15 protein-coding genes are annotated in these 18,855 nt (G+C 67.4%); 10 read left to right on the top strand and 5 right to left on the bottom strand.

From position 1 onward, the window contains the following. Window positions 1–31 precede the first annotated feature (31 nt). Window positions 32–1,384, top strand: a complete 1,353-nt coding sequence (locus ACZ5Y9_RS15680) for an MFS transporter (protein WP_464471782.1) — start codon at window positions 32–34, stop codon at window positions 1,382–1,384. A 1-nt stretch (window position 1,385) separates the two neighbouring features. Then, window positions 1,386–4,070 (top strand): family 78 glycoside hydrolase catalytic domain, encoded by a 2,685-nt coding sequence (locus ACZ5Y9_RS15675; protein WP_464471781.1) that lies wholly within the window; start codon window positions 1,386–1,388, stop codon window positions 4,068–4,070. Between the two features lie 9 nt (window positions 4,071–4,079). Here the strand turns inward: ACZ5Y9_RS15675 and ACZ5Y9_RS15670 are convergent, their stop codons facing one another. Further along, entirely contained in the window at window positions 4,080–4,541 is a 462-nt protein-coding gene (locus ACZ5Y9_RS15670) for a MarR family winged helix-turn-helix transcriptional regulator (RefSeq protein ID WP_464471780.1), read from the bottom strand. A gap of 164 nt (window positions 4,542–4,705) precedes the next feature. On the opposite strand from ACZ5Y9_RS15670, the gene ACZ5Y9_RS15665 reads away from it, so the two are divergent. Both ACZ5Y9_RS15665 and ACZ5Y9_RS15660 read left to right on the top strand, forming a co-directional pair. Continuing rightward, on the top strand, window positions 4,706–6,550 hold the full coding sequence (locus ACZ5Y9_RS15665; RefSeq protein ID WP_464471779.1) for a flavin-containing monooxygenase: 1,845 nt from the start codon (window positions 4,706–4,708) through the stop codon (window positions 6,548–6,550). Continuing rightward, a complete protein-coding gene (locus tag ACZ5Y9_RS15660) occupies window positions 6,547–7,563 on the top strand; it encodes an SMP-30/gluconolactonase/LRE family protein (RefSeq protein ID WP_464471778.1) in 1,017 nt (338 codons plus the stop codon). The genes ACZ5Y9_RS15665 and ACZ5Y9_RS15660 overlap by 4 nt, the downstream gene beginning before the upstream one ends. Before the next feature lie 79 nt (window positions 7,564–7,642). Here ACZ5Y9_RS15660 and ACZ5Y9_RS15655 read toward each other — a convergent pair whose 3' ends face one another. The 3 genes from ACZ5Y9_RS15655 to ACZ5Y9_RS15645 all read right to left on the bottom strand — a co-directional run bounded on the left by ACZ5Y9_RS15655 (window position 7,643) and on the right by ACZ5Y9_RS15645 (window position 10,611). Beyond that, a complete protein-coding gene (locus tag ACZ5Y9_RS15655) occupies window positions 7,643–8,419 on the bottom strand; it encodes an ATP-binding cassette domain-containing protein (RefSeq protein WP_464471777.1) in 777 nt (258 codons plus the stop codon). Further along, window positions 8,416–9,507, bottom strand: a complete 1,092-nt coding sequence (locus ACZ5Y9_RS15650; RefSeq protein WP_464471776.1) for an ABC transporter permease — start codon at window positions 9,505–9,507, stop codon at window positions 8,416–8,418. The genes ACZ5Y9_RS15655 and ACZ5Y9_RS15650 overlap by 4 nt, the downstream gene beginning before the upstream one ends. Before the next feature lie 75 nt (window positions 9,508–9,582). Further along, window positions 9,583–10,611 carry a substrate-binding domain-containing protein gene (locus ACZ5Y9_RS15645; protein ID WP_157534334.1) on the bottom strand — a complete coding sequence of 343 codons (1,029 nt, stop codon included), beginning with the start codon at window positions 10,609–10,611 and terminating at the stop codon, window positions 9,583–9,585. Window positions 10,612–10,733: 122 nt separating this feature from the next. On the opposite strand from ACZ5Y9_RS15645, the gene ACZ5Y9_RS15640 reads away from it, so the two are divergent. Beyond that, complete coding sequence (locus tag ACZ5Y9_RS15640) at window positions 10,734–11,597, top strand: sugar phosphate isomerase/epimerase family protein (protein WP_394194514.1); 864 nt, start codon at window positions 10,734–10,736, stop codon at window positions 11,595–11,597. Between the two features lie 16 nt (window positions 11,598–11,613). Here ACZ5Y9_RS15640 and ACZ5Y9_RS15635 read toward each other — a convergent pair whose 3' ends face one another. Then, on the bottom strand, window positions 11,614–12,375 hold the full coding sequence (locus ACZ5Y9_RS15635) for a GntR family transcriptional regulator (RefSeq protein ID WP_215169499.1): 762 nt from the start codon (window positions 12,373–12,375) through the stop codon (window positions 11,614–11,616). A 160-nt stretch (window positions 12,376–12,535) separates the two neighbouring features. Between ACZ5Y9_RS15635 and iolC the strand changes: the two genes are divergently transcribed. From iolC to iolD, 5 genes are all read left to right on the top strand, one after another. After that, entirely contained in the window at window positions 12,536–13,492 is a 957-nt protein-coding gene (iolC, locus tag ACZ5Y9_RS15630; RefSeq protein WP_464471775.1) for a 5-dehydro-2-deoxygluconokinase, read from the top strand. Continuing rightward, window positions 13,489–14,400 (top strand): Cgl0159 family (beta/alpha)8-fold protein, encoded by a 912-nt coding sequence (locus ACZ5Y9_RS15625; protein ID WP_464471774.1) that lies wholly within the window; start codon window positions 13,489–13,491, stop codon window positions 14,398–14,400. The genes iolC and ACZ5Y9_RS15625 overlap by 4 nt, the downstream gene beginning before the upstream one ends. Window positions 14,401–14,425: 25 nt before the next feature. Continuing rightward, window positions 14,426–15,946: a CoA-acylating methylmalonate-semialdehyde dehydrogenase gene (locus ACZ5Y9_RS15620; protein ID WP_464471773.1), complete on the top strand. Its 1,521-nt coding sequence runs from the start codon at window positions 14,426–14,428 to the stop codon at window positions 15,944–15,946. Window positions 15,947–16,008: 62 nt separating this feature from the next. Then, entirely contained in the window at window positions 16,009–16,935 is a 927-nt protein-coding gene (gene iolB, locus ACZ5Y9_RS15615; protein WP_464471772.1) for a 5-deoxy-glucuronate isomerase, read from the top strand. Next, complete coding sequence (gene iolD / locus ACZ5Y9_RS15610) at window positions 16,935–18,848, top strand: 3D-(3,5/4)-trihydroxycyclohexane-1,2-dione acylhydrolase (decyclizing) (protein WP_464471771.1); 1,914 nt, start codon at window positions 16,935–16,937, stop codon at window positions 18,846–18,848. The genes iolB and iolD overlap by 1 nt, the downstream gene beginning before the upstream one ends. The last annotated feature ends 7 nt before the right edge of the window (window positions 18,849–18,855 follow it).

Here is an 18,855-nt window from a genome sequence, read left to right as displayed (position 1 = left end):
CCGCGGATCACTGAACGATGAAGGAGTCCAGGTGACCAAGAGTGAATTCGACCGCAGCGACACGATCGACTCGATCGCTGCGGCACAGCCGATAGGCGGGAACACGCCTGACGGCGCTCCGCTGGAAGGAACCCCCGTCGGCTCCGAGCCGACCGCCAAGGTCAGTGGCGGATACATCTTCTGCCTGATGCTGGCCAACTTCGGTGCATCCATCGCAATGATGGTGCCGCTGGCTTACGGCCTCGCGCTGCGCATCACCGAGCTCGCCCCCGGTCATGAAGAGGTGCTCGGCTACGTGACCGGCACGGCGCAACTCATCTTCCTCGTGCTCAGCCCCATGATCGGCATCTGGAGCGACCGCACCCGGTCGCGCTTCGGTCGACGCACGCCGTTCCTGTTCCTCGGTGCTGCGCTCGGCATCGTCGGCGCGGTCATCATCGGCTTCGCCCCCAACCTGCTGCTCGTCGGTGCCGGCTGGGTCGTCGCCATGACCGGCTGGTCGACCGCTGGCGCGGCGATCCAGACTCTGCAGGCCGACAAGCTGCCCGAGGAGCAGCGCGGCAAGGTCTCGGCCCTGACCGGTCTGATGACGCAGGTCGCGCCGGTGCTCGGCATCGGCATCGCCTACGCCGTGTCGTACAGCACCTTCCTCGTGTTCTTCGTTCCCGCCGTGATCGGCGTGGTCCTGCTCGTCCTGCTCCCGACCTTCAAGAAGGAGGGCAGCTCGAAGGACCTGGTCGTCGACTCGAGCGTCACGCTCAAGAAGGTCATCGCGGGCTACGGCTTCAACGCTCGCAAGTACCCGGACTTCGCCTGGAACTGGGTCGGCCGCATGGTGTTCTTCATCGGCCTCTACTTCAACACGACCTTCGGCACGTTCTTCTACGCCCAGCGTCTCGACCTGCCGGTGCGCGAGGTCGCGGGCGTCGTCGCCACCGTCGGCATGCTCGGAGTCGTCGCCGCGGCCGGTGGTGCGCTGCTCGGAGGCTTCCTCTCGGACAAGCTCAAGCGACGTCGACTCTTCGTGCTGATCGCCGCGTTCATCTTCATCGGCGGTGCGCTCGCCGAGGCCTTCGCATGGTCGCTGCCGCAGCTGATCATCGGCGCCGTGCTCATGCAGCTCGCGATCGCGGTGTTCGCCACCGTCGACCAGGCCATCGTCTACGCGATCATCCCCGATCGCGCCGAGTCCGGCCGCTACATGGCGGTCGTCGCTTTCGCCCAGAAGATCCCCAGTGCGATCGCTCCGCTGATCGCGCCGCTGATCATCACGATCGGGGCGGTGGGAGCCGAGAAGAACTACACGCTGCTGTATCTGATCGGCGCGGTGTTCGCGCTCGTCGGCGGTCTCATCATCATGTTCAAGGTCAAGGGAGTGCGCTGAGATGACGCTCGCATCGAACCCGTCATCCGTGCCCACTGCGCCGTATGACCTGCGGATTGACAGCGGGGGCGACGAGTTCACCGTCTCGGAGGCAACGCCCCGGCTGTCGTTCACCGTTCCGATCGGGGCGGGCGCGGAGACCGGGTTCGAGCTCGAGGCGGTCGTCGACGGCGAACGTCAGGCCCCGGTGTCCCTCGAGTCCGGCGCACACCTCTTCATCGAGTGGCCATGGCGCCCCTTGTCCAGCGGTCAGCGGGTGCGATGGCGGGTGCGCGCTGTGGGCGGCGACACAGTCTCGGAATCGTCGGACTGGGCATCCTTCGAGTGCGGACTGCTCGACGCGGACTGGACCGCCGAGTGGATCAGCCCGGTCGAGCTCGACGATCCCGGATACGGCGCGCGGGGTGCACACGCGCTCGCTCACGCGTTCGACGCCAGTGGCATCGTCTCGGCGCGGCTGTACTCGACCGCACTCGGCGTCTACGACGCTCGCATCAACGGCGAGCGGGTCGGCACGGCCGAGCTGTCGCCGGGGTCGACGTCCTACGACCGCACCCTCTACGCCCAGGCTGCCGACGTGACACGCCTGCTGACCGATGGCGCGAACTCGCTCGAGATCGAGCTCTCCGACGGCTGGTACCGCGGGCAGGTCGGGGCGTTCCGTCTGCCGGCCGGGTGGGGCACCACTCTCGCAGCGCGAGCTGAACTGCACCTCGAGCTCTCCGACGGCTCGCGACCGGTGATCCGCACCGACGGAGACTGGACCAGCGCTCGGTCCAGAGTGATCCGCGCCGACCTGATGGACGGGCAGACGACCGACTTCCGTGCGGATGCCGGGTCTGCGGAAGCCGTGATCGTCGGCGCGGTCGAAGGTCCGTCGATCTCGTGGTCGCCGGCTCCGCCCATCCGGGTCGTCGAGACGCGCGACGCGGTGATCGCGAATCATGTCGCGGACGACACCTGGGTGCTCGACTTCGGTCAGAACGCCTCGGGCTGGCTGCGGCTCACCGATCTCGGCCCGGTGGGAACGCGCACGGTTATCGACTACGGCGAGTACGTCGGGCCCGACGGTGACGTGAGCACCGCACACCTCGATTCCACCAAGCCGGGCGAGCCTGACGTGGTGTTCGTGCAGCACGACGAAGTGGTCTCCGCGGGAGGCGGAGAGATCTTCGAGCCGCGTCATACGGTTCACGGTTTCCAGTACGCGCGGGTCACGCGCGAAGGCGCTCCGTTCGACCCGACGACGGCGCAGATGCGCATCGTGCAGACGGATCTGCGTCGCACCGCATCTTTCGAGTCGAGTGATCCCGACCTCAACCGGCTGCACGACATCGCCGACTGGAGCTTCCGCGGCAACGCGGTGGATGTGCCGACCGACTGCCCGACCCGTGAGCGCCTGGCGTGGACGGGCGACTACCAGGTGTTCGCGCCGACCGCTGCGCGCCTGTACGACGTGCTCGGGTTCACTCGCAAGTGGCTGCAGTCGGTGCGTGATGATCAGCTCGACGACGGTCGGATCGCGAACTTCTCGCCCGACGGCCGTCGCATCAAGCACAAGCTCGACGACCAGTTCGCCATGATGACGGGTTCCTCCGGGTGGGGTGACGCGATCACCTTCGTCCCCTGGGAGATGTACACCGCATACGGCGACGTTCGCGTTCTCGAAGAGAACTGGGACGCGATGGTGCGGTGGGTGGAGTGGGAGCTCGGGGCCGCGCGCGCGAATCGGCATCATTCCCGCGTCGAGCGTTCGGCCGAGCCGCAGTCGCACGAGGAGTATCTGTGGGACGGCACGTTCCACTGGGGGGAATGGACCGAGCCCGTCGCCAAGGCGGAGGACGGCTCGCGCCTGGATCCGATCAAGATGAACCCGATGGCCTGGTTCATGGCCGACAAGGGAGAGGTGGGCACCGCCTACCTGTATCGCTCGACTCGGATCCTGGCGGATGCCGCGGCCGTACTCGGTCGCACGGGCGAATCGGAGAAGTATGCCGCGATCGCCGAGCGCGTGCTCGACGCGTGGCGCTCCGAGTTCGTCACGGACGACGGGCGTACGGCGCAGGACACCCAGGCCGCCTATGTGCGGGCGCTCTCGTTCGGTCTCATCCCGGAATCGCTTCGTGCCACCGCTGCGCAGCGCCTCGTCGAACTCATCCGCGACGCCGGCACCCATCTCGGCACCGGATTCCTCTCGACGGGAGACCTGCTGCCGGTTCTCGCCGACAGCGGGCACGCCGACGTCGCCTACGAATTGCTCTTCCAGCGCAGCGCTCCCTCGTGGATGTACATGATCGACAGGGGAGCGACGACCATCTGGGAGGACTGGGAGGGGATCGACGACGAGGGCGTCGCCCACGAGTCGCTGAACCACTACAGCAAGGGTGCGGTGATCCGTTTCCTCCACACGCACACCCTCGGGCTGCGTCAGGATGCGGACTCGGCCGCGTGGGAGGCGTTCACGATCGCGCCGCTCCCCGGCGGCGGCGTCAGCTGGGCGAAGGGACATCTCGACACTCCGCAGGGGCGGATCCGCGTGGAGTGGCGCGTCGAGGGGGACGAGCTGGTGGTCGAGGCGGACATCCCGGCAGGGAGTCGCGCGACCGTGGTCTTCCCCGACGGGACGACGCGGGCAGCAGGACCCGGATCCTTCGCCGGCGCGGGCGGGTTCTCCGGCGCCCGCTGACGGCGTGGATCAATCGTCGTGCGTCGCCGCGGCCTGCAGCTCCCGATTGATCGCGCGCAGGCCGAGGGCGAGGGATTCCAGCTCGTCGATCGTCAGCCCGTCGAGGATGTCGGCGCCCATCTCGGGGCGCGCCGCCATGATCTTCCCGATGACGTCACGCCCGAGAGCCGTGGGCACCAGGCGCCGCACACGCTGATCGACTGCATCCGTCAGTCGTTCGACGAGCCCCTGGTCGACGAGCCGCTCGACGAGCTTCGACATCGTGGCCAGAGAGACCTCGAACGTCGATGCGAGGCCACTGATCGTGCTGTGGTCGGACACGACGATGGATGTCAGCACCTTGAGCTGCTGGATCGTCAGCTGCGTGCTCAGCAGGGAGCCGATCATGCGGGGAAGCGAGCGCACCGATACCGCAAGCGTGAGGGCATCGATGTTCTCCAATGCCTCCGCACGCCTCCGGTCATCGCTCACCTCAGTACCGTAACGCGCTCCGAGGCGATTCCCAGGGATATTTACTTAGCTTCGAGCTAACCTTCTGGGAAGGAACCGATCCGGGGTCGTGTCGGGTTCAGGTTCACGCCGTCCCCAGTTCGCGTCGACCTGCGCCCGAGCCCCGGCGACAGGAGGACGGAACCATGACCGACCAGGCACAGGCCACCCAGGAGCAGGTCGCGCGTCTGCGGGCACTGCGGGAGAAGTACGCGCAGGAGCGCGATCGGCGCATCCGCCCCGACGGGGCGACCCAGTACCGGTCGACTCTCGGCGAGTACGGCTACTACGCCAAGGACCCGTACACGCCACGCGTGGAGCGCGAGCCGCTGCGGGATCGCGTCGAGGCACTGGTCATCGGGGCGGGCTTCGGCGGGCTGCTCACCGGTGCGGGGCTGCGAGACGCCGGCATCGGCTCGGTTCGCCTCATGGACGAGGCGGGTGACGTCGGTGGAACCTGGTACTGGAACCGCTACCCCGGCATCCACTGCGACATCGAATCGTATGTCTACATGCCGCTCCTCGAAGAGACCGGATACATCCCGAGCAGGCGCTATGCGCCGGGCGAGGAGATCCGTCAGCACGCCGTGCGCATCGCGGAACACTACGACCTCTACCGCGATTTCGTCGGCCACACGCGCGCGACCGGGCTGACCTGGGATGAGGATGCATCCGAGTGGGTCGTCGAGACCGACCGCGGTGATGTCTTCCGCGCGCGCTACGTGATCACCTCCTCGGGAACCCTGACGCAGCCGAAGCTCCCCGGCATCCCGGGGATCGAGCGCTTCACCGGGCACACCTTCCACACCAGCCGCTGGGACTACGCCTATACCGGCGGCTCCGCCGACGGGGATCTCACGAAGCTCGCCGACAAGCGCGTCGCGGTCGTCGGCACCGGTGCGACCGGGCTGCAGGTGATCCCGCACCTTGCCGAGCATGCACGCGAGCTCCTGGTGTTCCAGCGCACGCCCTCGACCGTCGATGTGCGCGACAACCGTCCGACGGATCCCGACTGGGCGCACACCCTCGCGCCGGGCTGGCAGCGCGAGCGGATGGACAACTTCCTCGAGGTGCTGGCCGGCGAGCCCGTCGAATCGCTCGTGCAGGACGGGTGGACCTCGACGAACCGGCTGCAACGGAGCATCCTCTCCGGCAGTGTCGACGGTGCTGTATCGGAGCAGGACCGCCTGCTGCAGGAGGAGCTCGACGATGCGGCGAAGATGGATTCTCTGCGAGCTCGAGTGGATGCGACCGTCGATGACCCCGCCACCGCAGACGCCCTCAAGCCCTGGTACCGGTACATGTGCAAGCGGCCGGGGTTCAGCGATCTCTACCTGCAGGCGTTCAACCGCCCGAACGTGACCCTCGTCGACACGGCCGACACGCACGGCATCACGGCGCTCACGGAGACGTCGATCGTGGTCGGCGACGCAGAATACGAGGTCGACTGCATCATCTTCGCCACCGGATTCGATGTCGGAGTCTCGGGCGTGGTGTCGGGCACCCTGCCCGTGTCCGGGCGGGGAGGTCGAGCCCTTCTCGAAGCCTGGGGGATGGGCCCGCGCACGCTGCACGGATTCACCACCCATGGCTTCCCGAATCTGTTCCAGCTCGGACCGATGCAGAACGCGAACTCGGTGAACTTCGTGCACATCCTTCAGGAGCAGGCGACGCACATCGCCGCGGTGATCGAGCGGGCCGAGCGGGTCGGCGCTCGCCGCATCGAGCCGACCGCTGAGGCCGAGGATGCCTGGTGCCGCACTGTTGCCGAGACCTCGAGGGACGTCTCGGACTTCCAGGCCCAGTGCACGCCGGGCTACTACAACGGTGAGGGCTCACGCACGATCGGCGGACTCACGTACTCCCCGGGGCCGGTGGCCTTCCATCGACTCCTGCGCGAGTGGCGTGCGGGAGACATGGCGGAGCTGCTCGTGGTCGACGATGCGGACGAATGCGTGCGCGAGTCGTCGGAGATCGGGGTGTCGGCGTGAGGGCGGCGCTGGCGGCCGCGGCAGGTGCGATCGGTGTGGTGGCTCTGCTCGTCGGGTGCGCGCCGGCGGCTCCGGATGCGGCGCAGACCGACGCTCCATCGGACGGGCCCGCTGCGGAACAGCGCTCGGAAGAGCTGCTCCAGGTGACGGAGCCGCATGAGCTCACCGGAGGGACGCTGCTCGAGGGGCCGACCTTTCACGAAGACGGGTCGCTGTTCATGGTCGACGTGATGGCGCCCGCCGGGGAGGCGAAAGTCCTGCGCGTCGACGTCGACGAGCGCGACGTCGACCAGGTCTTCACCGATGAGACGAGCGCGTTCACCTCGGCGCAGTTCCATCCGAACGACGGGCGCCTGTATCTCACCGACTTCCTCGGCGGTGGTGTCGTGAGCATCACGGCGGAGGGAGAAGACCCGCAGGTGCACTTCTCGGGCGACGTCGACGGCATCGCGATGTTGCCCGACGACATCACGTTCCATCCCGACGGCACGATGTTCGTGACCGACACCCGCGGCATGGACGGTCCAGGGTGGGAGACCCCGGGGCGTGTGGTGAGGATCGGCGCCGACGGGCAGGCGTCGACCCTCGCGGGCGACCTTCCTTCCCCGAACGGCGTCGTCTTCGACGAAGAGGATGCGGGGCTCTGGGTCGCGCAGTACAACGCGAACCGGATCGACTACTTCGCCCTCGATGAGACGCGCACCCGCGTCGTCTCGGCGTATCCCGCGATCCACGTCGACGGCGGGATCGGACGCATCGACTCGACCGCGGTCGACGCCGAGGGGAACATCTATCAGATGTTCCACGAGAAGGCCGAGATCGTGGTGTTCGCGAAGACCGGAGAGCAGATCGGTACGATCCGCGTGCCGGGTGAGGGCCTCGAGTCGGCGACGAACATCGCCATCGCGCCGGGAACGACGGATGGCTACGTGGTGGTCAGCGGCCCAGCCGGTGGGTTCGTGCACACCTTCGAGGCCTACGGGGAGGGCATCCGGCAGTCCAACGGCGGGTGATCCTCAGATAGCGTCGCACGTCATCGAGATGCAATGAGGCCCCGCACTGCAGTGCGGGGCCTCACCTCTGAGATGCCGGTCAGATGCCCACTCCGGCGCGGAAGCGGTCGACCCCGATCTGCCCCTCGACCACCGCCGCGGTCAGCTCTTCGACACTGGTGTCCTCGCGGCGCACATCGAGGATCTTCCTGCCGTGATTCATCACGATGTGCCGATCGCAGACCTTGTAGGCGTGGTGCAGGTTGTGGGTGACGAGAACCGAGCTCACGCCCTCGGTCTTGAGGTGACGGAGGTAGTCGAGCAGAGCCTCGGTCGCACGCACGGCCAGGGCCGACGTCGGCTCGTCGAGGATGAGCAGGCTCCGTTTGAAGTGCACCGCACGCGCGATCGCGACGGCCTGGGCCTGTCCTCCTGAGAGCGACGAGACGAGCTGCTTCGAACTCTTGATGCCTTCGATCGTGACGACGGTGTCGAGGATGTTCGTCGCGATGGCGTCCATCTGCTTCAGCTTCATGAAGCCCAGAGGGTTCGTGATCTCTCTGCCCATGAAGATGTTGCGGGTGATCGACATCTGATCGACGAGGGCGGAGTCCTGGAAGATCGTCTCGACGCCCAGCGACTCGGTGGTCGGTCGGTTGACGGTCGGCACGGCGGCGCCGTCCCAGTAGTAGGCCCCCGAGGTCATCGGCACGACACCCGACATGATCTTCACGAGGGTCGACTTGCCTGCGCCGTTGTCGCCGAGCAGGCCGACGACCTCGCCGCGGCCGATGTCGAACGAGACGTCTTTCAGCACGGTGTTCGCACCGTACTTCTTGGTCACGCCCTCGAGACGCAGCAGGTAATCGGAGGTCATGATGCCTTGCCTTCCATGAGCTTGTTGAAGACGGCGGCGATCACGATGATGAGGCCGACGAAGAGCTGGATGTAGAAGCCCGGTGCCTTGGCGAGGATCAGGCCGTTCTCGATGAGTCGGATCAGGGCGGCGCCGATGATCATGCCGATGACCGACCCGCGACCGCCGTTGAGCGAGGTGCCGCCGACGACGGCGGCAGCGATCGCCATGAGCGTGTAGTCATCGGTGCTGCCCGGCTGCATGGAGCCGGTGCGGACGGAGATCAGGATCGACGCGAAACCGACGAGCAGGCCGAAGACTCCGAAGGCCAGCAGGCGCACGGAGTTGGGCTTGATCGAGATCGCCTTGGCCGCAGACGCGTTGCCGCCCACCGCGAAGATGTGGTTGCCGAGCTTGTGGCGATGCAGGAACGCCCACGCGGCGAGGCCGATCAGGACCAGCCAGACCAACTGCGACCGGAAGAAGCCGAAGTCGCCGGCGAACACTGTGACGAGAACGTCATCCTTGCCGTCGACGAGGATGGCGGGAGAGGTGCCGTTGACGAAGATGCTCGCGCCCACCCAGAAGAACCCCATGCCGAGTGTGGCGATGAAGGACGGGATGCGGGTGAGCACCACGATGAGTCCGTTGATCAGGGCGATGGAGGTGGAGGTGGCGAGGCCGGCGACGATGCCCCAGCCCCAGCCGACACTCTCGGAGACGTTGATGAAGACGATCGCGGTGAAGCCGACGTTCGCGCCGAGCGAGAGGTCGAACTCGCCGGCCACCATCAGGATGCCGGCGCCGAGGCCGAGCAGCGCGAGCACGGGGATGCTCTGCGAGATGACTCCAGACAGATTGCTCGCAGAGAGGAAGGGGAAGGCGGCGGGGGCCACCGAGCCGGCGATGATGAAGCCGATGAGCACCAGGGCGACGATCACGCCGATCTCGAGTGCGCCGCGGCCTCGGCTGTAGCGGATGCTCTCGCGGAGGGAATCGCCGAACGTCCGCGGGGTGCTGTCGCCGAGCATCCGCCCGGTGACGATGGTCTCGGTCGGGGCGGGAGCAGTCAGGACGTGCTCGCGCGGTCTTTCTGTGGGCTGAGACATCTCATGCCTTTCGGGAAGTGAGGAAGAAGGAGGCGGGGGCCGCACCCCAGGCTGCGGCCCCCGCGAGTCGAGCTCTCAGAAACGGACGCCCTTGAGCTTGTCGTTCTCGAGCAGATCGACGTTGGACTCGTCGATCAGGCCGCGCCCGCCGGAGTTGATGTTGGCGGGGGAGAGGCCGAAGTCGATGTAGAGGATTCCCTGCGTGACGGACTGGAACCCCTGCACGTACCCCTGCTGGTCGGCGGTCGCGATGATGTCGCCGCTCTTGATGCCCGCGACGACCTGAGGCGAGGTGTCGAAGCCGACGACCGGCACCTTCACTCCGGCCGCCTCCATAGCGGCGACGATGTTCCGGTGCGGGGTGCCGCCGAGAGGAGCGATCGCGGCGACATCCGGGTTGGCCGTGAGCCAGGCGGTCAGGGAGTTGAGCGCTTCCTCGTCGTTGCCCGAGGTGCGCAGGAACTCGCCCTTCGCGCCGACCTCGTCGAGCGAGGACTGCACGCCGCCGCCCCGGTTGATCGCGTAGGCCTGCTCGGGCTCTTCGGCCGGGAGCAGGACCTTGTCTCCGCTTCCGAGGCCTGCCTCTTCGACGAGCCGTTCGCCGACGATCTCCCCGACCTCGAAGAAGTCCTGACCGACGAAGCCTGAGACGCAGTCTGCGGCCGACTCGGGCGCCGGCACGTTGTAGGCGACCACGGTGATGCCCGCCTCGGCGGCGTCGCAGGCGACGCCCACCCACTTCTCGCCCTCGTTGAAGGGCATGAAGATCAGGGAGGGGTCGGTGGCGATCGCCGTCTGTACGAGGTCGACCATCTTGTCGGGGTCGCCCTCTGCGGTCTGGTGCGTGAGCGTCAGATCTCCGAGTTCGGCGGCATCCTCGCCGCCCTGCAGGATCTGGGCCCAAAAGGGATCGCCCGCCGGGTTGTAGTAGGTGAAGAAGTAGGCGTTGCGGTTCTCGGCGAGAGAGCCGTAGCCGCTCTCGAGACCGCTGGATGCGTCGGTCGAGCCGTCGGAGGCGGCGGCGGAGCAACCCGCCAGGGCGAGGGCCGACACGGCGACGGCGACGAGGGCCATCCCGGTGCGGGAGCTGTGTGTGAGTGTCACGACGTCGTGATCCTTTCTTGCGCCGGCGGGTTCCGGCTACCGTCATTGGTGCGCTGAGCGTATCCAGCACCTAGCAAGAAGTCAATAGAATGTTCTGACATTCGGACCTATAGGGTGGGCAAGTGAAGATCTCGATGAATTCCACCGCTTCTTTCCACGGCACCACCCTGCGAGACATCGCCGTCGCGAAGTCGGCCGGATTCGATGCGGTGGAGTTGCAGACGCCGAAGCTGTTCCGGTTCCTCGACGCCGGCTACACGGCGCGCGACCTCGTGGGTCCGCTCGACGGGTTCGCCGTCTCGGGAGTGGGAGCGATCCAGGAGGCACCTCACGACCGGTTCGTCCGCGATGCCACTCGGCTGGCCGAGGTGGCCGAAGTGATCGGCGCTCCCTTCGTGCAGATGTGCACGGGGCCGGTCGACGTGCAGGTCGTCAAGGACTTTCGCGCAGGGACGCTGACGCCCGGCGACCTGCGCTATCGCGGCTCGCTCGGCCTGACGGACGCCGAGTCGCTGGCCGAGACGGCTCACCGGGTCGCGCTCGCCGCGGACATCGCAGCCGATCACGGGGTGGGTCTGTATCTGGAGCCGTTGGCGTGGTCGCCGATCAACCGCGTGTCGCAGGCACTCGAGATCTTCGAGCGGATCGACCGGGCGAACGTGAGGCTGTGTGTGGACTTCTGGCACTTCTGGGCATCGGGCGACGCGCCGGAGGACGTCGCGGCGCTGCCCGCCGATCTGATCGCGGCCGTGCACGTCTGCGACGGCCTGCATGTGCCCGCGGGGGAGATCCCCGATCAGGGAGTCTCTCGCAACGTATGGACCGGTGCGGGCGACATCCCGCTGCAGGAATGGGTGGACGCTGTCCGCTCCACCGGGTACGACAGCTGGTACTGCTCGGAGATCTTCTGCGACAAGGTCGCGGAGCTCGACGATGAGCTCGTCGCCTCGACGCTCCGCAACACCATCAGCATGCTGCTGCGGTGAGGGCGAGCCGGTCGCGCTACTTGGCGACCAGCGTGGTCTCGAAGCTGTACAGATCGGGTCGGTAGATGTGCACTCCGAACTCGATCGCGCGGCCGGCGCCGTCGAACGAGGTGCGCTCCATCTGCAGCACCGGCCCGTCGCGATCGATGTCGAGCAGCTTGCCCTCATCGTCGTGAGCCCGTCGGGCGCCGATCCGCTGCTTCGCGACGCGGATCGTCACGCCTCGACTGCGCAGAATCTGGTAGAGGCCCTGATCCTCCAGCTGCTCCCGGGTGATCTCGGCGATATCGGCGGGGAACCAGTTCTCGAGGATCGCCACGGGGCTGCCGTCGGAGGTGCGACGGCGGCGGATGTGCAGCACCTCGGCGCCCGCTGGGACGCTCAGGTGCTCGGCGACGTTCTCGGGGGCGGGGGAGAGCTCGTGCAGCAGCACCGTCGTTCCGGGGCTGTGCTTCGTGCTCTGCAGGTCATCGAAGAGGCTGGTCAGCTCGACCTGGCGGGTCACCTGCCCCTGCACCACCTGCGTGCCGATTCCGCGGCGACGTACGAGGAGGCCCCGATCCACGAGCTCCTGGATCGCCCGCCGAACGGTCGGGCGAGAGAGTCCCAGGCGCTCACCGATCGCGATCTCGTTCTCGAGGCGCGCACCCGGCGGGATCTCGCCCGATCGGATCGCCGCCTCGAGCCTGCTCGACACCTGGAAGTACAGGGGAATCGGCCCTGTGCGGTCCAGATCGTGGAACAGGTGGTCCGGCCATACGCCGTCCGTCGTCGCCATCTCGTGGTCTCCCTCGTTTGTCGCGACAATATTACCTCCCGCGGACTTTGTCACCTCAGAGCGCGAGAGCCAGGCGCGCGGGCCCTTGCGAGAATCGAGCCTTGTGTTATTGTTAGGACATATCCCGTCCATCGCGATCAGGAAAGTTGTACACAGGAGTATGACCGGAGAAAAGACCTTCGACGTCGTCGCCCTCGGGCGCCTCGGCGTCGACATCTACCCCCTCGAAAGCGGCGTCGGTCTCGAGGACGTGGCGACGTTCGGCAAGTACCTCGGCGGAAGCGCGGCGAACGTCGCCGTGGCCGCCGCTCGTTATGGCCGGGCCGTGCAGCTCGTCTCCCGGACGGGCGACGACCCCTTCGGTCGCTATCTGCATCGAGAGCTCACGCGACTTGGTGTCGACGACTCGGCCGTCGCCGTCGATCCGGATCTGAAGACGCCCATCACCTTCTGCGAGATCTTCCCTCCCGACGATTTCCCGCTGTACTTCTACCGCGAGCCGAAGGCACCGGACCTCAACATCACGTCCGATCAGCTCGACGCCGATGCCATCCGTGCAGCCGGCGTCCTCTGGGCGACGGTGACAGGTCTCTCGCAGGAGCCCAGCCGCCAGACGCACTTCGATGCGTGGGCGATGCGCGGTCGCGCAGACCACACGGTACTCGATCTCGACTACCGGCCCATGTTCTGGGCCGACCCGACTGAGGCGACCGCTCAGGTGGGGCGCGCTCTCGAGCACGTCACCGTGGCCGTCGGCAATCGGGAGGAGTGCGAGGTCGCCGTCGGCGAGACCGAGCCTCTCCGAGCCGCGGATGCTCTTCTGGAACGCGGCGTGCGCCTCGCCATCGTCAAACAGGGACCGAAGGGCGTGCTCGCCAAGACGGCCGACGAGACGGTCGAGGTGCCGCCCCACTTCGTCGACGTCGTCAACGGTCTCGGCGCAGGCGACGCATTCGGCGGGGCACTGTGTCACGGGCTCCTCTCCGGGTGGGGCCTCGAGGAGATCCTCCGATTCGCCAACGTCGCCGGGGCGATCGTCGCCTCCAGACTGGAATGCTCGACCGCCATGCCCACCGCGTCCGAGGTGCAGCAACTACTCGAAGGAGCCCGAGGATGACCGGCATCACCCTCTCGGCAGACGACTTCTCCCGTCTCCGTGATCTGCGCGCCTCAGCGCCGCACGAGATCGCGACGCGACTGCGCGACCGCCGCCGCCGCGACCTGCTCGGGGTCGACGGAAAGCTGTTCATCGTCGCCGCTGACCACCCCGCCCGTGGCGCTCTCGCCGTGGGCTCCGACCCCATGGCGATGGCCGATCGGTACGACCTGCTCGATCGGCTCGCCACGGCGTTGAAGCGCCCGGGTGTCGACGGAGTGCTCGGCACTCCGGACATCATCGACGACCTGGCTGCCCTCGGACTGCTCGACGACAAGATCGTCGTCGGGTCGATGAACCGAGGCGGTCTGCGCGGCGCGACGTTCGAGATGGACGACCGCTACGGCGCATATACGGTCGACGAGCTCGCAGCGATCGGCGCAGATTTCGCGAAGACCCTGATCCGGATCAACCTCGACGATGCCGGAACCGCACCCACGCTGCAGGCGACGGCCGACGCCGTCACCGCGGCGGCGAGAGCTCGGCTGCCGATCATGCTCGAGCCGTTCCTCAGCCGCTGGAAAGACGGCCACATCGTCAACGACCTCTCGACGGATGCCGTCATCGCCTCGATCGCCATCGCGGCCGGCCTTGGCGCGTCGTCTGCGTACACGTGGATGAAGCTCCCCGTCGTCGAGGACATGGAGCGCGTGATGGCGGCGACCACCATGCCGACGCTGCTTCTCGGCGGCGACTCCGGTGCCGATCCCGACCAGACGTTCGCCGCGTGGGAGGACGCTCTGACTCTCCCCGGCGTGCGCGGGCTCACCGTCGGCCGCACCCTCCTGTATCCGCCGGACGGCGACGTCGTCTCCGCCGTCGACGCCGCGGCCGGCCTCGTCCGCGGCGTCGCCGCCTCCGCCCGCTGAACTCCCCATCCACGAAGGAACAGCCATGAGCACCATTGAAACTCGCACCATCTCCCACTGGATCGACGGCGCCGACAGCCCGTCGAGCAGCGGGCGCACCGCGCCCGTCTACAATCCCGCCACCGGAGCAGTGCAGGCGCACGTCGCGCTGGCCGACCAGGCCGAGATCGATGCCGCCATCGAGTCCGCCCAGCGCGGGTACCAGGTCTGGAAGACCTACTCGATCGCGAAGCGTCAGACCGTCATCTTCGCGTTCCGCGAGCTGCTGAACGCCCGCAAGCGCGAGCTCGCCGAGATCATCACGGCCGAGCACGGCAAGGTCGTCTCCGACGCCATGGGCGAGATCCTCCGCGGCCAGGAGGTCGTCGAACTCGCCACGGGATTCCCGCACCTCATCAAGGGCGCATTCAGCGAGAACGCCTCGACCGGAGTCGATGTCTACTCGCTCAAGCAGCCCCTCGGCGTGGTCGGCATCATCAGCCCGTTCAACTTTCCCGCCATGGTGCCGATGTGGTTCTTCCCGGTCGCGATCGCCGCAGGCAACGCGGTCGTACTCAAGCCGAGCGAGAAGGACCCCTCGGCTGCCCTCTGGCTCGCTCAGCTCTGGAAGGAAGCGGGTCTTCCCGACGGCGTGTTCACGGTTCTGCAGGGCGACAAGCTCGCTGTCGACGGTCTGCTCAACAGCCCGGTCGTGCAGTCGATCTCATTCGTGGGCTCGACGCCGATCGCGCAGTACATCTACGAGACGGCGTCGAAGAACGGCAAGCGGGTGCAGGCTCTCGGCGGCGCGAAGAACCACATGCTGGTGCTGCCCGACGCCGACCTCGACCTGGTCGCCGACCAGGCCGTCAACGCCGGATACGGCGCCGCCGGCGAGCGCTGCATGGCGATCTCGGTCGTGCTGGCCGTCGAGCCCGTCGCCGATGAACTGATCGCCAAGGTCTCGGAGCGCATCGCGAACCTGCGCATCGGCAACGGGGCGGGTGTCGACGGCGTCGAGCCCGATATGGGCCCCCTGATCACCGATGTGCACCGCGACAAGGTCGCCTCGTACGTCGACATCGCAGAAGCCGACGGCGCGAAGATCGTCGTCGACGGCCGTGGCCTGAAGATCGACGGCCACGAGGACGGCTTCTTCTTCGGGCCGACCCTCATCGACGACATCCCCATCACCTCGCGCGCCTACACCGAGGAGATCTTCGGCCCGGTGCTCTCGGTCGTGAGGGTGCAGACCTTCCAGGAGGGTCTCGACCTGATCAACTCGGGCGAGTTCGGCAACGGCACCGCCATCTTCACCAACGACGGAGGCGCCGCCCGGCGCTTCCAGAGCGAGGTGGAGGTCGGGATGATCGGCATCAACGTGCCGATCCCGGTGCCGGTCGCGTACCACTCCTTCGGCGGCTGGAAGGCCTCGCTCTTCGGCGACGCGAAGGCGTACGGTGTGCACGGGTTCGACTTCTTCACGCGGGAGAAGGCGATCACCAGCCGCTGGCTCGACCCGGCCACGCACGGCGGGATCAACCTCGGATTCCCGCAGAACAACTGACACGATCCGGATGCCGCCCCGCGGGGGAGCGAGGCGGCATCCCAGTCTCTGAGAGCACGAAGATGAGCACTGCAGAAGAACGTTGGTTCCACCGTCGGGGCGAGCTCGCGCGCGACGGATGGCAGAGCGTGGTCGACGCCTCGCTCGCCGGGTGGCAGCACACCGGCATCCGCATCGCCGAACTGACGGAGGGCGACGAGCTCGAGCTTACGGCCCTCGACGTCGAGCGGATCATCGTGCCGCTGGCCGGATCGTTCCGCATCGCGCACCACCATCACCCCGGTGAGTGGCACACTCGACTGCACGGTCGTGCGTCGGTGTTCGACGGGCCGACCGACGTGCTGTATCTGTCGATCGGCACGACGGCGACCATCAGTGGAGAAGGCCGCGTCGCGGTCACCGAAGCGCCGACCACCGAGCGTCGCGATTGGCAGTACATCGCGGCTGAGGAGACGCCCGTGGAGCTCCGCGGGGCGGGGCGCTCCAGCCGTCAGGTGCACAACTTCGGCACTCCGCAGGCGCTGGACGCCGCTCGGCTGATCGTCTGCGAGGTCATCACCCCGGCCGAGAACTGGTCGTCGTACCCTCCGCACAAGCACGACGAGCACAAGCCGGGTCACGAGTCGCGACTCGAGGAGATCTATTACTTCGAAAGCGCCCCGTCGCGCTCGGGCGGACGCCAGGATGCCGCTGACGGCGCCTTCGGGATGTTCAGCACCTACTCCTCGCCCGCGGGTGAGATCGAGATCAACGCGATGGTCGGCACCGGTGACATCGCGCTCGTGCCCTATGGCTATCACGGCCCTGCGGTCGCGGCCCCAGGGTACGACCTCTACTACCTCAACGTCATGGCGGGTCCCGACCCGGAACGCACGTGGCTGATCAGCGACGATCCCGCTCATGCGTGGGTTCGCGACACCTGGGACGGTCAGGAGTTCGACTCCCGGCTGCCCTACGAGCACGAGAACGACAAGGAAGGCCAGCCCTGATGGCGAACACGAAGACGATGACCGTCAGCCAGGCGCTGGTCGAGTTCCTCGGACACCAGTGGACCGTCGACGGCGACATCCGCGAGCGCACGGTCGCGGGCATGTTCGGCATCTTCGGACACGGCAACGTCGCCGGCATCGGCCAGGCGCTCAAGCAGTTCAATGTGGAGCAGCCCGACCTGATGCCCTATTACCAGGCGCGCAACGAGCAGGCGATGGTCCACCAGTCCGTCGGCTACGCCCGGATGCACCGGCGCAGAGGCACTCTCGCCTCCGCGGCCTCCGTCGGACCGGGTGCGGCGAACATGCTGACCGCGGCAGCCCTGGCGACCTCGAACCGGCTTCCCGCGCTGCTGCTGCCGAGCGACACGTTCGCCACCCGCGTGGCCGATCCCGTTCTCCAGCAGCTCGAGCACCCGCATGACCCCGGCATCCAGGTGACCGATGCCTTCCGGCCGCTGTCGGTGTTCTTCGACCGGGTTCAGCGCCCTGAGCAGCTGTACTCGATCGCGCTCGGCGCGATGCGTGCTCTGACCGACCCGGTGCAGACCGGAGCGGTCACGATCGCGCTGCCGGAGGACGTCCAGGCCGAGCGCATCGACGTGCCGCTCGAGTTCCTGCAGGATCGCGAATGGCACCTGCGCCGGCCGCTGCCCGAGCGCGCGGCGCTCGCTCGGGCAGTCGCCGCCATCCGCTCGGCGAAGCGTCCGTTCATCGTCGCCGGAGGAGGCGTGCTCTACTCCGGTGCCGAAGATCACCTGCGCACACTCGTCGAGGTGACCGGCATCCCCGTCGGCACCTCGCAGGCCGGCGGCGGTTCCCTCGCCTGGGATCACCCGCAGTACCTCGGCGGCGTCGGTGCGACCGGCACTCTGGCGGCGAACCGCATCGCGGCGGATGCCGACGTCGTGATCGGCATCGGCACGCGTTACAGCGATTTCACGACCGCCTCCCGCACCGCTTTCCAGAACCCCGACGTCGTGTTCGTCAACATCAACATCGCATCCTTCGACGCCTACAAGCACGGTTCGCAGCTGCCGGTCATCGCCGATGCTCGCGAGGCGCTGAGCGAAATCGCCATCGAGCTCGAGGGATGGGAGATCTCTCCGGAGTACACCGAGCGCATCGCCCGCGAGAAGGCAGCCTGGGACGCCAGCGTCGACGCGGCATTCGCGCCGTCAGGACTCGCGCTGCCCGGCCAGCCCGAGATCATCGGCGCCGTGCAGTCGGCTTCCGCACCGGAAGACGTCATCGTCCAGGCCGCAGGCTCGCTGCCCGGAGACCTGCACAAGCTGTGGCGAGTGCGCGATCCCCTCGGATATCACGTCGAGTACGCGTTCTCGTGCATGGGGTACGAGATCGCGGGCGGAATCGGCGCGAAGCGCGGGCTGGTCGCCGACGGCGACGACCGAGACGTCATCGTCATGGTGGGCGACGGCTCGTACCTGATGCTCAACACCGAACTCGTGACGGCCGTCGCCGAGGGCATCAAGGTGATCTTCGTCCTCATCCAGAACCACGGCTACGCGTCGATCGGGCACCTCTCCGAGACGGTCGGCTCCGACCGTTTCGGCACCTGGTATCGCGAGTACGACCCTCAGGCGCGTAATTTCCAGGGCGAGCAGACCCTGCCGATCGATCTCGCCGCGAACGCCCGCAGCTACGGACTCGACGTGATCGAGATCGAGCCGGGCGCCGGGGCCATCGACGCGCTGTCGGCAGCTGTCGCCGAGGCGAAGGCGTCGGCGACATCGACCTTCATCCACATCAACAGCGACCCGCTCATCTATGCGCCGGACGGCGACGGATGGTGGGACGTGCCCGTCCCCGAGGTCTCCACGCTCGCCAGCACGCAGCAGGCGCGCACCGAGTACCTCGCACAGCAGGCGCACCAGCGTCCGCTCCTCGGCTGACTTCAAC

Source organism: Microbacterium sp. T3-8, from assembly GCF_055398145.1.
The sequence above is the reverse complement of the archived record's forward strand: the minus strand, read 5'-3'. Positions and strand labels throughout refer to the sequence as shown.

Coding starts and splice junctions, on each gene's coding strand:
- iolC (WP_464471775.1), top strand. CDS start 12,536: ATGACCGGAGAAAAGACCTTCGACGTCGTCGCCCTCGGGCGCCTCGGC.
- ACZ5Y9_RS15655 (WP_464471777.1), bottom strand. CDS start 8,419: ATGACCTCCGATTACCTGCTGCGTCTCGAGGGCGTGACCAAGAAGTAC.
- ACZ5Y9_RS15665 (WP_464471779.1), top strand. CDS start 4,706: ATGACCGACCAGGCACAGGCCACCCAGGAGCAGGTCGCGCGTCTGCGG.
- iolB (WP_464471772.1), top strand. CDS start 16,009: ATGAGCACTGCAGAAGAACGTTGGTTCCACCGTCGGGGCGAGCTCGCG.
- ACZ5Y9_RS15650 (WP_464471776.1), bottom strand. CDS start 9,507: ATGTCTCAGCCCACAGAAAGACCGCGCGAGCACGTCCTGACTGCTCCC.
- iolD (WP_464471771.1), top strand. CDS start 16,935: ATGGCGAACACGAAGACGATGACCGTCAGCCAGGCGCTGGTCGAGTTC.
- ACZ5Y9_RS15635 (WP_215169499.1), bottom strand. CDS start 12,375: ATGGCGACGACGGACGGCGTATGGCCGGACCACCTGTTCCACGATCTG.
- ACZ5Y9_RS15675 (WP_464471781.1), top strand. CDS start 1,386: ATGACGCTCGCATCGAACCCGTCATCCGTGCCCACTGCGCCGTATGAC.
- ACZ5Y9_RS15620 (WP_464471773.1), top strand. CDS start 14,426: ATGAGCACCATTGAAACTCGCACCATCTCCCACTGGATCGACGGCGCC.
- ACZ5Y9_RS15625 (WP_464471774.1), top strand. CDS start 13,489: ATGACCGGCATCACCCTCTCGGCAGACGACTTCTCCCGTCTCCGTGAT.